The organism is Rhodococcus sp. H36-A4 (assembly GCF_027158005.1).
Lineage (GTDB): Bacteria > Actinomycetota > Actinomycetes > Mycobacteriales > Mycobacteriaceae > Rhodococcoides.
The window spans coordinates 427,232-442,537 of record NZ_JAPVLQ010000005.1 but is presented as its reverse complement, the minus strand read 5'-3'; the positions used below and the strand labels follow the sequence as shown (position 1 = coordinate 442,537).

Sequence of the window (15,306 nt, the reverse complement as noted above, 5' to 3'; positions counted from 1 at the left end):
CACCCAGAGTTACACCGAAACTCGGAAGATCTGACCGAAAGTTCGCAATCCGGACATCCCATCGGTAGTGCAAGTCGGCCAAGAGTGTGATGAAATGCACATCTATCACGTCATTTTCCCGGAGGGGTCCCCAGTGCGAGAATATTCTGTACCCGCGTCATTCACCATTCCCGACGACGCGTCCATGGCCGATTCGGTGTTCCGGTACGAAAAGGAGTCCCCGAACCTCGTACCGTTCGTGAGGATGCAGAACGGTTCCTGGACCGACGTCACCGCAGCTCAGTTCGCCAAGGAAGTGTCTGCAGTCGCCAAGGGGCTCATTGCCTCCGGAGTCGAACTGGGCGATCGCATCGCCATCCTGTCCGCAACTCGTTACGAGTGGGTTCTCCTCGACTACGCAATCTGGACCGCAGGCGGGTGCACGGTCGCAATCTACGAGACATCCTCACCCGATCAGGCTCAGTGGATCCTCGAAGATTCCGCTACCAAGATCCTGTTCATCGAATCCCAGGCACATGCCGAGGCCTTGAAAGAGGTCACCGAGGGTGCCGCCGACCTGCGCGAGGTACTGCAGATCGACGGCGGCGCCGTCGAAGAACTGACCAAGCGCGGCGCAGCGGTCACCGATGAAGAACTGCACACCCGTCGCAAGCAGGTAGTGGCATCCTCGCCGGCGACGTTGATCTACACCTCCGGCACCACCGGCCGTCCCAAGGGCGTTCAGCTGACGCACTCCAACTTCTACGCCGAGGTGGAGGCCGTGAAGCTGGCGCTGGGCGATTCGATGAAGGAGGGCAACCGAACACTCATGTTTTTGCCGATGGCGCACGTGTTCGCGCGGGCGATCTCCTTCGGCTCGTTCGAGTCCAAGGTGACCGTCGGTCACACAGCCGACGTAACAACCCTCGTCGACCAGTTCGCCGTATTCCAGCCGGATTTCATCCTGTCGGTACCACGCGTGTTCGAGAAGGTCTACAACTCCGCCAAGCAGAAGGCGCACGACGGCGGTAAGGGCGGAATCTTCGACAAGGCCGCCGCGACCGCGATCGAGTGGAGCGAGGCCAAGGAAAAGGGCGGTGCCGGTCTCGTCCTCAATCTCAAGCACGCACTGTTCGACAAGCTCGTCTACTCCAAGTTGCGTGCGGCCCTCGGCGGCAAATGTGTGCGAGCTGTCTCGGGCGGCGGACCCCTCGGCGCACGTCTCGGTCACTTCTTCCGCGGCATCGGCGTCCCCGTGTACGAGGGCTACGGCCTCACCGAGACCAGCGCGGCGGTCACCGTCAACACAACGCCGGAGCAGCGCGTGGGCACGGTCGGCAAGCCGATCAACGGTCACGCGGTCAAGGTCGCCGAGGACGGCGAACTACTCCTCAAAGGACCAGTCGTCTTCAGCGGCTACTGGCACAACGACAAAGCCACCGCCGAGTCCATCGTCGACGGGTGGTTCCACACCGGGGACCTCGCCTCCATCGATCAGGACGGTTATGTCTCCATCACCGGCCGCAAGAAGGAAATCATCGTCACTGCGGGCGGCAAGAACGTTGCACCCGCGGTACTCGAGGACGCACTGCGCGCGCATGCACTCATCAGTCAAACCCTCGTCGTCGGTGACGCCAAGCCCTTCATCGGAGCGCTGATCACCCTCGATCCCGAGTCACTGCCCGGCTGGAAGCAACGCCACGGACTGTCCGAGACCATTGTCTTCGCGGAACTGTCGACCCACGTCGATCTCGTTGCCGAGATCGACAAGGCCGTCGCCGAAGCAAACAAGAAGGTCTCCAAGCCCGAGCAGATCAAGAAGTACAAGATCCTCGAGCACGACTTCACGGTGGAGACCGGAGAGTTGACACCGACGCTCAAGCTCAAGCGGAACATCATCCACCAGGAGCGCAGCTCGGTCATCGAGTCGATCTACAGCTGACTCACCCGTGTGACGTGCATGTCTGCTGTTCGGGCATGCACGTCACACCTGTGTCTATACACCTGTGTCTATACACCCGAGCATGAACTCGGCAGCGTCGAGCGAGACGGTCCGGTGGATCTTCTCGTGCAACAGATCATGACCGGCGTTCTCATACTCCTTCAGCTGAGCACCCGGTACCGATGGAATCCACGTGCGGACAGCGTCTATCGACGCCATCCGGTCGTCCATGCCGTGCAGCGCCAGCAGTGGCACAGTCGAACTGCGTAGATCAGCGACGGCTGCACCGACAACCGACTTCGGGGTCGCACACAACACCGCCGAAGTGAATCGGCTCGAATCCTTGTCAAGAGCAGCAATCGCGGTTGCCGCGCCCAACGAATGCCCCATCAGGGCAAGCGGGATGCCGTCACGCTCGGACTGCGCGATCGCTGCGAGCTGAAGGGCGTTATCGGCAAGACCTTCGATCTGCGACGCATCGGAAAGCTCGCCCTCGGTGAGCCCGTGGCCGACGTGGTCGATGGCCCATACATCGATGTCGCGACCATTCATCACCCGCGCGAACCGATGGTAGTGGCCGCTGTTCTGTCCCAACCCGTGGAGGAACACCACGATGAGACGGGGGTGTGCCGTCGTCCATGATCGGTAATGAACGGCACCGGTGGCTCCCTCGAAAAACGGCATTCGACCATCTTGCCTGTTTCGCTTCCGTGTCGGTGCATTCCCCTACAGTTATGCGCGTGTTCCTCTTGGACGATCAGGTAATTTACAGCGCCAGCGATCTCGCGGCGGCCGCGTCCTGCGAGTTCGGTCTGCTACGAAAACTCGACAGCTTGAACGGGCTCGTGCCGCGTATTGCCGCCGAACCCGACCCGATGCTGGAGCGAACATCAGCACTCGGCCTGGCACACGAGCGCACCCAGTTGGCACGGTTCGAAGAACAGTTCCCGGGCGGAGTGCTGACGATGGAAAGGCCCGGCCGCACCCGGCAAGAACTCGCCGACGCCGACTGGTCGACGTTCACAGCGTTGACCTCCCGCACCCCAGTGCTCTATCAGGCAACCTTCTTCGACGGCCGATTCCTCGGATTCTGCGACTTCCTGGTTGCCGACGGGGACCGCTACGGCGTCTACGACACCAAATTGTCTCGTCATGCAAAGGTTCCTGCACTACTTCAGTTGGCGGCGTACGCAGACTCACTGCAGCGCGGTGGAATTTTGCCGTCCGATCACGTGCATCTGATGCTCGGCGACGGCAGCACTTCGAGCCACACCCTCACCGAAATACTCGCCGTCTATCGGCAGTCCCGCGAGAACCTCCAACGCATACTCGACGAACATCAGGCGGAGGGGACCGCCGTCGGGTGGGCAGATCCGAAATATTCCGCGTGCGGCCGGTGCGATACCTGCTCGGTGCAGGTCGAGGAACACCGAGACCTGATTCTTGTTGCGGGTATGCGCAGTTCGGCGCGCGAGCGACTGATCGACGCAGGCATCTCGACGATCGAAGAGCTTGCGGCCTCGGCCGATCCAGTGGACGGCATGTCGGACAGAACATCGACAAGTCTGCGGGCACAGGCCGCACTGCAGGTGCGTCAGGAGCGCACCGGCGCCGCCGAATTCGACATCTTCGACGCTCGGGGTCTCGGTTCGATCCCAGAACCGGACCCCGGTGACATCTTCTTCGACTTCGAAGGCGACCCGCTCTGGGCCGATCCGGCACATCCGAACGACTGGGGTCTGGAGTACCTCTTCGGTGTTCTGAACACGGATTTGTCGTTCGAGCCGTTCTGGGCACACGATCGCAACCAGGAACGTCAGGCTCTGATCGATTTTCTCGCCTACGTCACGGCCCGACGCGTCGAGTACCCGAACATGCACGTTTACCACTACGCCCCGTACGAGAAGACTGCGCTACTTCGGCTCGCAGGCAGGTACGGCGTCGGCGAGGACGTCGTGGACGACCTGCTGCGGCACGAGGTCCTCGTGGATCTGTATCCGATCGTCCGCAAGTCGGTCCGCATCGGTGCCAGGTCCTACAGCATCAAGAAGCTCGAACCGCTGTACATGCCCGAGGACAGATCGGGAGACGTCACGAATGCGGCTGCATCGATCGTCGAGTACGCACACTGGTGCGAGTTCCGCGATGCAGGCGAGGATGCAGCGGCGGCGGAACTGCTGAACGAGATCGCCGAGTACAACCGGACGGACTGTGTCTCGACGATCGAGCTCCGAAATTGGCTTCTCGCCAGGGCATTCGACGCCGGGGTAACCCCCCGCAAGCCGAACGAACCGGTCGTCGAAAGGGAAGACACTGCAACCCCACTCGAAATCTCACTCGGCGAGTACGTAGGCCTGCCCTGGAATCGAACGCCTGCTCAGCAGGCTGTTGCCATGTACGCGGGCGCCGTCGGCTTCCACCGACGCGAACGCAAGCCTTTCTGGTGGGCACACTTCGACAGACTGACCGACCCTGTCGACGAGTGGGCCGACGCCGCCGACGTCATGAAGATCGATCACGTGGAGGTTCTCCACGATTGGATGAAAACCGCGCCACGCCAACGAGTTCTACGTAGAAAACTGAGACTCGTCGGTGAACTGTCCAATGGCGTCATCGGCGGAGTGGGCCATACGGTCAGATTGCTGTACGACAATCCGTCACCCGAGGGGTTGGACAAGCTGCACCCGACCCATCGTGGTTCGTCCATGGCGAAGATCGTCGACGTCGGGTTCGACGGCACCCGAGATGCCGTCATCGTCGAGGAATCACTGCGAGCGGACACCGAGCCGTATTTCGACCCTCCGATCGCGACAGCTCCGGACCGACCCGTACCCACTGCAAGCCTCGAGTCCGCGATCGAGACCGCCGCCACCGAGGTCGACGACACACTGCCCGATCTGCCACTGACCCCCGTTGCAGACCTGATGACGCTGTCACCACCTCGAACCACATCGGGCAATCCGCTTCCACCCGTAGACGGCAACGACTATGCCTCGGCCATCACTGCAGCGCTTCTCGACCTCGACCACTCGTACCTTGCAGTTCAAGGCCCGCCCGGAACCGGAAAAACCTACACCGCATCCCGGGTGATAGCCCACCTTGTGCGCGAGCATCATTGGCGCATCGGAGTTGTCGGACAATCACACATGGTGGTCGACAATCTCCTCGCCACCGTCGTCCAGGCAGGAGTCGATGCCCGGTCCGTCGGCAAGAAAGCACCGACCGAACAGACCGTACTGAAGGAAACCGAGTACCCGGGTTTCGTCGCCGACGCAGATCGCGGCTGCGTCATCGGCGGGACGGCGTGGGACTTCTCGCATTCCACCCGTGTAGTGCCTGGGTCGCTCGATCTCCTCGTAATCGACGAGGCCGGCCAATTCTCACTTGCCAATACCATCGCCGTCGCCGGTGCAGCTCGAAATCTGTTGCTGCTGGGCGATCCGCAACAACTACCCCAGGTAAGCCAGGGAACCCACCCCGAACCCGTCGACCGATCGGCGCTAGGCTGGCTCGCTGCCGGACACGGCGCCCTTCCTGCCGATCGCGGTTACTTCCTGGCCACCACGTGGCGTATGCACCCCGCGCTGTGCGCGCCGGTGTCGGCACTGGCGTACGAGGGGCGCCTCGAGTCGAACCGCGAGGTGACCGAGGCAAGAAACCTCGACGGACTCCCCCCCGGCCTGCACACCGTCCTCGTCGATCATGACGGGAACTCGACGGGCTCGCCGGAAGAAGCCGCTGAGATCATCTCTCGTATTCAGGGACTGATCGGCAGCGGGTGGACGGACCCTGGCTCGTTCGAGGGGACCCGAGCGCTCGCTGCATCCGATTTTCTCGTTGTCGCCGCATACAACGCGCAGGTCGCTGTCATCCTCGCCCATCTCGCAGAGGTCGGTCTCGACGAGGTTCTGGTGGGAACCGTCGACAAAATTCAGGGTCGTCAGGCTCCGGTGGTCCTCGTCTCGATGGCGGCCTCCTCCGTCGACGACGTCCCCCGCGGAATGGGATTTCTGCTCTCACGCAACAGACTGAACGTGGCAATCTCGCGTGGCCAGTGGGCCGCATTTCTCATCCGGTCCCGCAGCCTCACTCAGCACCTCCCCACAACCCCCGACGGGCTCGTCACATTGGGAACCTTCATGGCACTGAGCAACCGCGGGCGTGGCAATAGCGGGTGTGGCAATAGCGGGCGTGACTAGCCGAAGTTCTTCGACTCTCCTCGGTAGGTCGGAACCGCCGTCCGTCCACCGTCTGCGTCGATGACGTAGAGCGTGTCGAAGCGCTCGCACACTTCACCTGCCTTTGCGTGACGGAACCAGATTCGGTCACCGATCCCGACCGATTCGGCACCACGCAGCGGCGTTTGAACCTCGCCTGCACCTTCGTTTCGGATCAGCTTCAATCCGCCGCGCGTCACACCGCGCACCGCGTTCGAGAACCCAACGGGTAACGGCACTCTCGTAGCCGACACCGGACCCGAGGCAATGTACCCGCCGCCGAAAGCCGTCGCGATCGACGCGGTGGGCTTGCGGAGAACCGGCAACGCGAAGTACAAGGCCGGATTCGACGGAAAAGCCTTGTAGCGGTCGAACAGAGCGGGCAGGAAAAGCCCCGATCCGGCGGTGACCTCGGTGACGACGGGGTCTGCAGAGGTCACCTCGAGTGAACCGGTGCCACCACCATTGACGATTTCCAATGGCCCGACAACGTCGGTCACTGCGCTGACCACTGCCTGGCGCCGCACCAGAAGCTCCGATGCCGATAGTCGCTTGATCAGCTCGACAGCCGGGTTCGAGTCCGGCAACCCCGCGATCTGGGCTTCGTAGAACATCACTCCGACGACGTGGAAGCCTCGTGCCTGCGCGATGCGTGCGAATTCGGCGACCTGCGCCGGCTCACGTAGCGGCGAACGCCTCACCCCGATGTGGGCGGGACCGATCCGCAGCGAAGCATCGACATCGATACAGATGCGCGGCGCGAGTCGATCGGAACCGGCTGCGGCCCGAATGATGTCGAGATGGGCGACGTCGTCGACCATCAGAGTGATGCGTGAAGACAGCACCGGATCACGGGTGATCGCGGCCAGTGATTGGGTATCGACGCTCGGATATCCCATGAGGATGTCCTCGACGCCATCGGTTCCGTGCTGATCACCGGCGCCTGCGAGCCACAGCGCTTCCGCCGTCGAGTACGCCATGATTCCCTGAAACCCTTGCCCAGGAGCCGCATTCGACCCAGTCGTGGATTCGGCAACCCGATCCCTTCCGAGGACACGGCCGAGTATCGCTCGCGATCGCACCGACTTGCTGGCGACCCGAACCGGTAGTGCATTGCTGCGCCGTATCAACTCGGACGCGTTGAAGTCCAATGCAACCGAGTCCACGGCAGCGAAAGGTGGTTCCAGGTCCTTGGTGGCCGAAGCAATACGGTCGAGGGCCGCGTCAGATGTGGCGTTATCGCGTGTGGCTGAGTCATCGGTGATCCGACCGAGAAGTGACGTCACTGAGCTGGTTTCCTTTTCGTCTAATCGCTACTGTGCGATCGATACTGCGGGGGTTGTCAGTCAAGCATCGGGAGCACACCATCGCCCAGCAACCGTCACAGATCGACGGCCTTGGCTGCTATCAGGGCGGACAGTTCATCGAGCTGCGCGATCACTGCCATCTCGTCTCGATCCACCAGCCAACGCAGGACCATACCGTCGACGACGGCCATGCCGAACCGTGCCACTGCATCCGGTGGCTCGAGCCATCGGATACCGGTATGAGCGGCGCAGCGCTCGAAGAAGTCCAGGGCTTCGGTGTCGCGGATGCGGTACTGACCGGTAGCGATCTGGGCTGCCTGTTCCGAACCGAGTGCGCGGTGGCGCAAGAGGTACGTCTTGATCTCGTAGGACAGCAGCTGCCGGTCCGCGGACTGCTCGATGAACGGCCAGATACCGCTCAGGCCGCTGTGCACCAGTTCGCGAAGTCCGCGGACACCGGTGAGTTCACGTGCATTCACCGCTCGTTCGAATGCACCGTGCAACGCCCCGGTCACATCGGTGAGCAACCGTTCCCCCATGGCAATGACGAGCGCTTCTTTCGATTCGAAGCAGTAATAGACAGCGGCCTGGGTGACGCCCGCTTCATCGGCGACACCGCGAACGGTCAACCCCTCGATGCCGACATGCTCGGCTCGTTGCACCGCAGATAACACTAAGTGCGCACGGCGCGAATCTGCCGACAACTGGGTCTGCATGCCCACGATAGTAGGCGCAGACATCGCAGTACGTCGGAAAAATTGACCGTGTCGGACGTGCGATCCATAGTTATGCGATGACGGGGCATACATGGACGAATTGGGCCGGCAATCAGACCGCACGGCCGGCGGAGTACTTCACGCCGCGAACGATCGACGAGCTGAGGTCGGTGGTTTTGCGGGCAGCCGACAGCGGCCTTCGCGTCAAATGCGTCGGCGCAGGCCATTCGTTCACCTCGGTCGCCGTGACCGATGGAGTGCAGGTCAGTCTCGACATGCTGTACGGAATCGAATCTGTTGTCCCCGAAGCCGATGGCTCCACCTCGGTGACCGTGCTCGCCGGCACACGATTGCGGGAGCTGACGGCTCGTCTGTGGGACCTCGGATTGGCGATGACCAATCTCGGCGACATCGACTCTCAATCCGTGGCGGGAGCAATTTCGACAGGTACCCACGGTACCGGTGCACGGTTCGGTGGCATCGCCACACAGGTTCGCGCGCTCGAGATACTCACCGCCGACGGGCAGCTGATCAACTGTTCGGCGACCTTCGATACAGACCTCTTCGACGCCGCCCGTGTCGGGCTAGGCGCGCTCGGCATCATCACGAAGGTGACCTTGGCCTGCGAGCCGGCCTTTGCGCTGCATGCCGTCGAGGCACCCGCGACGCTCGACGGAACGCTTGCGCACCTGAACGAGACCGTCTCCGGCGTCGACCACTTCGAGTTCTATTGGTTTCCGCACACCGATCGGGTGCTGACCAAGCGAAACACGCGGCTACCGGCAGACACGCCACTGTCCCCACTCGGATCGGTGCGGGCATACATCGACGACGAGTTGTTGTCCAACACGGTCTTCGAGGTCGTCAATCGAGCAGTGACCAGGTTCCCCCGTGCGACTCCGCGGGTCAACAAGTTCTCTGCGCGGGCACTGTCTTCTCGCGAGTTCACCGACCGTAGCTATCGCGTATTCGCGTCCTCTCGCACCGTCAGGTTCCGCGAAATGGAGTATGCGATACCGGCAGAATCGACGACCTATGTGTTGCGCGAAATCAATCGATGGCTGGAGTCTTCTACCGTCACGGTCGCGTTTCCCGTCGAGGTCCGGTTCGCAGCGGGGGACGACATCTGGCTCTCGACAGCCTACGGCCGAGACACCGCGTACATCGCCGTCCATCAGTATCACCGCATGGACCACCGCGAATACTTCGACGCGATCGAAGCGATTGCGCGCAGCGTCGGCGGCAGGCCGCACTGGGGAAAGCTGCACTCGCTTCGGGCCGAGGAGTTCGCCGGAACGTACGAGCACTTCGACGACTTCTGCGACATCCGTGACAAGTTCGATCCGGACAGGTTGTTCGACAACGAGTACCTTCAGCAGCGGTTACGCAAGTAGACGCAGACCGGAATCCAAGGCCCGGCGAGAGCACCGCTTATCGTGGAGTGATGTTGAAGCGTGCACTATCCGGTCTCCTCGCGGCAGGAGTGATTCTCGGCGTCGGCGAACTCGTCTCGGTTCCCTTCGGGCCGAACTCCTCTCCGTTCTATGCCGTGGGCTCGGCGGTGGTCGACAACACCCCCGAAGCAGTCCGCGAATGGGCGATCGATACCTTCGGCACCTCGGACAAAACGGCGCTCTTCGTCGGCATGTCGCTGATCATCGCCGCGCTCGCAGCCGTCGCGGGCATGATGCGCGCTCCACGCGGCGCCGTGCTGTTCGCTGGACTCGGCGCCGTCGGGGTGATTGCCGCGCTGACTCGCAGCGGAAGCACCCTGCTCGACGCCATCCCGACCGTCGCGGGAGTCGCCGTCGGGATCGTGATGCTGAACGCGCTGATCCGTGCCGCCGAAGCACCCGAACCGGCACAAGGCATGAGCAGGCGGAGTTTCCTCGGCCTTGCCGTTGCTGCGGGGGCTGTCGCAGTAGTTGCCGGAACCGCCGGCCGGATGATCGGTCAAGCCCGTAGCGTCACGGCCAACCGCCTCGCATTTCTGCTTCCGACCCCGAAACCACAGGCCCCGATCCCGCCCGGCGCCGATCTGAACACGACGATGAACATCGACGGCCTGGCCTCATACATCACCCCGAACGAGGACTTCTACCGAATCGACACCGCACTGGTGCTACCGCAAGTGCCATCGGACACCTGGAAGCTCCGTATCCACGGCATGGTGGAGCGAGAACTCGAGATCACCTTCGAGGATCTGATGCAACGCGAAGCCGTCGAAAAGACCGTGACCCTGACCTGCGTCTCCAACGTCGTCGGTGGCGAACTGGTCGGTAATGCCACCTGGATCGGTTACCCGCTGAAAGATCTTCTCGAAGAAGCCGGGATCCAAGACGGCGCTGACATGGTTCTCTCGTCGAGCCACGACGCGTTCACCGCAGGAACCCCACTGGAGGTGCTGCTCGACGGACGCGATGCCCTGCTCGCAGTCGGTATGAACGGCCAACCACTACCCGTCCGCCATGGCTATCCAGCCAGACTGGTGGTGCCCGGACTCTACGGCTACGTCTCCGCCACCAAATGGGTCACCGACCTCGAGGTGACCCGATTCGACAAAGTCACCGCATACTGGACCGATCGAGGATGGGGCGAACTCGGACCGATCAAGACCGCCTCACGCATCGACACGCCTCGCTCCGGCGGAACCGTCCCGGCAGGAAAGACCATGATCGCCGGCGTCGCCTGGCATCAGCACCTCGGAATTTCCGGTGTCGACATCCAGATCGACGAAGGCAACTGGATGCCCGCGACACTGTCCGAGGAATATTCGAAAGACACCTGGCGGCAATGGGTCCTCGAATGGGACGCGCCACCGGGCAATCACATCATTCGTGCACGAGCCAGCGACGCGAACGGTGACATCCAAACCTCCATGACCGCCGACACGGTGCCCGACGGCGCAACCGGATACCCGCAGATTTCGGTGTCCGTCAGCTGAACGACGCGCGAATCGAGTTGTCGTACAAAATCTCTCGCTCGCGTTCGGTCAGACCGACCTGATCGGTCAGGGCAGCGAAGTTGTCGTCTACATAGCCGCCGAAGTACGCCGGATCATCCGAATTCACGGTGACCACGAGTCCCCGCTCGATCATCTGACGAATCGGATGATCGGCAAGCGTATCGACGACCTTGAGCCGAACATTCGAAAACGGACAGACAGTCAATGGAATTTCTTCTTCGACAAGACGATTAACCAACGCCTCGTCTTCCAGGCAGCGGACCCCATGATCGATACGTTCGGCACCCAGCAAATCCAGCGCCTGCCAGATGTACTCGGCCGGGCCTTCTTCCCCCGCATGAGCAACCACATGCAAGCCTTCCGCCCGCGCACGCGCGAACACATCCACGAACAACGAAGGCGGAAAACCCACCTCCGCCGAATCGAGACCGAGGCCGATGATCGGCGCCTTCATCGCCAACAAATCCTCGAGCAACTTGTTGGCATGCAGAACCGGCTTGTCCCGCAGAATCGACGCAATCAAACCGCTCGTGACACCGAACTCCCGCTCGCTCGACGCCGCAGCATCGGCCAAACCCTCCACCACCGCCTCCAACGCAACACCCCTACCGGTGTGTGCCTGAGGATCGAAGAAGACCTCCGCATGCGTGATGCCCGCAACCTTGGCACGCGCAAAATACGCCCGCGCCAGATCGGCAAAATCCTCCGCAGTACGCAACACCGAAGTATTCGCATAATAAAGATCGAGAAACGACTGCAGATCCGTGAACTCGTACAACCCACGCAACTCGTCGATATCCGCATACGGCAACCGCATACCGTTACGCTCCGCGAACTGGAAAATCTGACCAGGCTCCAACGAACCCTCGATGTGCATGTGCAATTCAGCGAGAGGCAAACTCATCCGCCCCACACTACTTGCCCGAATAAATCGCCTTACCAGGACCGTTCTCCAGAAAACTCTTCACCGCACCGCGTAGATCATCCGACTCGAACAACGCCCCCGACACCTCGGACGTGATCTCGTCAGCATGCGCGACACCACCCGAACGCCACGCTGCCACAATCTTTTTCGTGGCAGCGTGAGCCACCGTCGGCCCGGCGGCCAACCGCTCGACCAGGGAACGAGCAGCCGCGTCGACATCGGGGTGGACGGCGTTGACGACGCCCCACTCGCGCATCGTCTCGGCATCGTACAGATCTCCGGTCATGACGAGCTCGCGAGCGCGACCCGAACCCGCCCGTTCGGCCAAGCGCTGCGGGCCGCCCATCGACGGAGTCAGCCCGACGACGGTTTCGACGAGGCCGAATCTTGCCTTCGGTCCGGCGAGAATAATGTCGCAGGCGAGGGAAATCTCGAATGCCGCGGTCAGGGTCAGACCGTGAGCGGCGTAGACGACCGGGCACGGCAGTGCCTCGATCGGGTGGGCGATGTCAGCGAAAAGCTGACGCCACATCTCGGCACCCTCCTGCGCGGTGAGGCCCTCGAAGACCTTTACATCCACCCCTGCGGAATTGACCTTGCCCTCCGCGCGCAGCAGCACCGCGCGCGGAGGGCGTGCAGTCAGATCAGCTACATCAGCGGCGACGGCGTCGAACATCGCCTGATCGAACAGATTGAGCGGTCCGTGATCGAAAGTCAGGACGGCAACCTCGGCGCCGGCGTCGGTGGAGTATCGAACTAGCGAAGTGGGGTGGTCAGCCATGTGGTTCAGCGTGCCACATCGCGACACGTGCGGAAGTTACCAACGGGTACATTTTCCAAGAGAGCCCTTACTTGGAGGAATACATGAAGCGCAGTTTGTTCGACGCGGACCACGACGCGTTCCGCGAATCCGTCCGCGAGTTCGTCACCCGCACCATCACCCCGCGCGAAGAGAAGCTGATCGAACAACGCTTCATCGACCGCGACATCTGGCTCGAAGCCGGCCGAAACGGGTTCCTGGGACTCGAGGTTCCAGAAGAATACGGTGGTAGCGGCGCCGAGGACTACCGCTTCAACGCCGTCCTCGGTGAGGAGCTGTCCCGCTCGAGCGCAGCAGTGGCGTCGTGCTTCGGAATTCACGTCGACATCGTCGCACCGTATTTGGTCAAACTGACAACCGAGGAGCAGAAGCAGCGTTGGCTTCCGAAGTTCTGCACCGGCGAGTTGCTCACCGCGATCGCGATGACCGAACCTTCCGGAGGCTCCGACCTCGCCGCGTTGAAGACCACCGCTGTCAGGGACGGCGATGACTTCATCATCAACGGATCCAAGACGTTCATCACCAACGGGAGCAGCGCCGATCTCGTCATCGTCGCCACCCGCACCACGCCTGAAAAAAAGGCGAAGGGCATCACCTTGTTCGCCGTCGAGAAGGACGCGGTGGGATTTTCCCGGGGACGCAAGCTCGACAAGGTGGGCCAGCCCGAGTCCGACACCGCCGAACTTTTCTTCGAAAATGTTCGCGTGCCCGCGAGCAACATGATCGGCGAATTCGACGGAGGGTTCATCCATATGATGCAGCTACTCCCCCAGGAGCGCATCAGCTGCTCGGTTGCCAATCTTGGGCACACACGGCCGATCCTCGAAGAGACACTGCAGTACGCCAAGGACCGCAAGGCCTTCGGCCAGCAGATCGGTTCGCTTCAGTGGAACAAGTTTCTCCTCGCCGAGCTGACCACGAAACTCGATGTGGCGCAGGCATTTATCGACAACTGCATTCTTGCTCACGGTGCCGGTGAGCTCACCGCAATCGATGCTGCGAAAGCAAAGTGGTGGAGTTCGCAGGTGCAGAACGAGATCCTCGATCACTGCGTGCAGTTGCACGGCGGCTACGGGTTCATGAACGAATACCGAGCGGCTCGCGCATGGAAGGACGCACGTGTCACCAAGATCTGGGCCGGATCGAACGAGATCATGAAGGAACTGATCGGGCGCGATCTCGGGTTGTAGCGCGCACGCAAGTGGGAGTACGTCCTGATGGGACGCACTCCCACTCTGAAGTAAAGCCGCACAGCACAAAGGCCGGATACTCGAAGATTTCTCTTCGGATATCCGGCCTTTGAAAACTCGGAGTCGGACAGCTTAAGCCGTCAGCATTTCCGGGTGGCGATCCTTTAGGGGGATCAGATAGCGCGAACGCCGGTGGCCTGGGGGCCCTTCTGGCCCTGTCCAACCTCGAACTCCACGCGCTGACCCTCGTCGAGAGACTTGAAGCCAGTTCCCTGGATCTCGGAGTAATGAACGAACACGTCAGGTCCGCCACCATCCTGCTCGATGAAGCCGAAGCCCTTTTCGCCGTTGAACCACTTAACACTGCCCTGCGTCATACCGTAAACCTTCTGTAGCGAGCTGGACCTTCACGTCGAAGCTCCAATCTCACTCCCGATCATGCCATTCATTTGTCATTTGCGATACGCCGGGGTGAAAAAAGTCTGAAAACTTATTTTTCGGCGAGCCCGGATACCCTTGGCCCGGTGGATTCCCATCATCACGACATTGTCCGACTCGCCTGGTCCCGACGCCTCGGACTGCCCGACTCGGCTATGAAGCCCGGCATCCGATATCTGCAGGTAGACCCCGATGCGACGGAGGTCACGTTCCTGCGCCTGGGGGACGCGAGCGCGCTGGTGGGGCCGGAGCAGGTCTTGGAGGCTGCAGAGCACCGATCCGACGACGAACTGGCCGACCGCGGAACTCTCTCACTGCTGGAGTCGTCGGTGTCCGGACGCAGCCGCGGGCCCATCGTCTTGTCCTACGCCGCCGACATCGGCACGACCATCGATCTTCACGACCCACTCATTTCCCACGACCTCGGGCACGTTCTCGCACTCGACGCCCTGTGTGCGCCGGATGACGTGCTCAGCGCAGATCTGACGCGCAAGCGGTCGTGGTTCACCCTCCTCGCCGACGATCGCCCGGCAGAGTCCGCTGCGCCCCTGTCCTGCGCGGCGTACCTCGAATGGGAAGGCATTCTTGCCGACGTCGGCATTCTGACCGCACCGCTCGCGCGCCGACGCGGCAACGCTCAGGTCGTGGCACGGCTCGCGACGAACGACGCGATCGACGAGGGACTGATCCCGCAGTGGCAGACAAGTGCGGAGAACGGGACAGCCCGAAGGCTCGGTTCGCGCCTCGGTTACGAAGAATGGGGCGTGTTCACCTCCGTCGAGCTGGGATCTACGTAACGTTGAATCC

General features: G+C 61.8%; 12 protein-coding genes. 6 read left to right on the top strand and 6 right to left on the bottom strand.

Annotated features, from left to right (window positions below):
- Positions 1 to 133: 133 nt before the first annotated feature.
- Positions 134 to 1,921 (top strand): AMP-dependent synthetase/ligase, encoded by a 1,788-nt coding sequence (locus tag O1W68_RS16485; protein ID WP_269305288.1) that lies wholly within the window; start codon positions 134 to 136, stop codon positions 1,919 to 1,921.
- A 54-nt stretch (positions 1,922 to 1,975) separates the two neighbouring features.
- On the opposite strand, the gene O1W68_RS16480 is transcribed toward O1W68_RS16485, so the two are convergent.
- Positions 1,976 to 2,605, bottom strand: a complete 630-nt coding sequence (locus O1W68_RS16480) for an alpha/beta hydrolase (protein ID WP_269305286.1) — start codon at positions 2,603 to 2,605, stop codon at positions 1,976 to 1,978.
- A gap of 56 nt (positions 2,606 to 2,661) precedes the next feature.
- Here O1W68_RS16480 and O1W68_RS16475 point away from each other — a divergent pair, with 56 nt between their 5' ends.
- Positions 2,662 to 6,120, top strand: coding sequence for a TM0106 family RecB-like putative nuclease (locus O1W68_RS16475; RefSeq protein ID WP_269305284.1), 3,459 nt, complete (start codon positions 2,662 to 2,664; stop codon positions 6,118 to 6,120).
- Here the strand turns inward: O1W68_RS16475 and O1W68_RS16470 are convergent.
- Together O1W68_RS16470 and O1W68_RS16465 are read right to left on the bottom strand one after the other, a co-directional pair.
- On the bottom strand, positions 6,117 to 7,403 hold the full coding sequence (locus O1W68_RS16470) for an amino acid deaminase/aldolase (protein WP_269305399.1): 1,287 nt from the start codon (positions 7,401 to 7,403) through the stop codon (positions 6,117 to 6,119). The two genes, O1W68_RS16475 and O1W68_RS16470, sit on opposite strands and share 4 nt — an antisense overlap.
- Before the next feature lie 116 nt (positions 7,404 to 7,519).
- On the bottom strand, positions 7,520 to 8,107 hold the full coding sequence (locus O1W68_RS16465; RefSeq protein ID WP_331283589.1) for a TetR/AcrR family transcriptional regulator: 588 nt from the start codon (positions 8,105 to 8,107) through the stop codon (positions 7,520 to 7,522).
- Between the two features lie 131 nt (positions 8,108 to 8,238).
- Between O1W68_RS16465 and O1W68_RS16460 the strand changes: the two genes are divergently transcribed.
- Both O1W68_RS16460 and O1W68_RS16455 read left to right on the top strand, forming a co-directional pair.
- On the top strand, positions 8,239 to 9,555 hold the full coding sequence (locus O1W68_RS16460) for a D-arabinono-1,4-lactone oxidase (protein WP_269305280.1): 1,317 nt from the start codon (positions 8,239 to 8,241) through the stop codon (positions 9,553 to 9,555).
- Between the two features lie 50 nt (positions 9,556 to 9,605).
- Positions 9,606 to 11,105, top strand: a complete 1,500-nt coding sequence (locus tag O1W68_RS16455) for a molybdopterin-dependent oxidoreductase (RefSeq protein WP_269305278.1) — start codon at positions 9,606 to 9,608, stop codon at positions 11,103 to 11,105.
- On the opposite strand, the gene O1W68_RS16450 is transcribed toward O1W68_RS16455, so the two are convergent.
- On the bottom strand, positions 11,098 to 12,030 hold the full coding sequence (locus O1W68_RS16450; RefSeq protein ID WP_269305277.1) for an adenosine deaminase: 933 nt from the start codon (positions 12,028 to 12,030) through the stop codon (positions 11,098 to 11,100). The genes O1W68_RS16455 and O1W68_RS16450 overlap by 8 nt on opposite strands.
- A 10-nt stretch (positions 12,031 to 12,040) precedes the next feature.
- Positions 12,041 to 12,832, bottom strand: a complete 792-nt coding sequence (locus O1W68_RS16445; protein ID WP_269305276.1) for an enoyl-CoA hydratase/isomerase family protein — start codon at positions 12,830 to 12,832, stop codon at positions 12,041 to 12,043.
- 83 nt (positions 12,833 to 12,915) lie between these two features.
- Between O1W68_RS16445 and O1W68_RS16440 the strand changes: the two genes are divergently transcribed.
- Positions 12,916 to 14,061 carry an acyl-CoA dehydrogenase family protein gene (locus O1W68_RS16440; RefSeq protein ID WP_269305274.1) on the top strand — a complete coding sequence of 382 codons (1,146 nt, stop codon included), beginning with the start codon at positions 12,916 to 12,918 and terminating at the stop codon, positions 14,059 to 14,061.
- A gap of 173 nt (positions 14,062 to 14,234) precedes the next feature.
- Here O1W68_RS16440 and O1W68_RS16435 read toward each other — a convergent pair whose 3' ends face one another.
- Entirely contained in the window at positions 14,235 to 14,438 is a 204-nt protein-coding gene (locus tag O1W68_RS16435) for a cold-shock protein (RefSeq protein ID WP_068369974.1), read from the bottom strand.
- Between the two features lie 147 nt (positions 14,439 to 14,585).
- Between O1W68_RS16435 and O1W68_RS16430 the strand changes: the two genes are divergently transcribed.
- Positions 14,586 to 15,296, top strand: a complete 711-nt coding sequence (locus O1W68_RS16430) for a GNAT family N-acetyltransferase (RefSeq protein WP_269305269.1) — start codon at positions 14,586 to 14,588, stop codon at positions 15,294 to 15,296.
- Positions 15,297 to 15,306 lie beyond the last annotated feature (10 nt).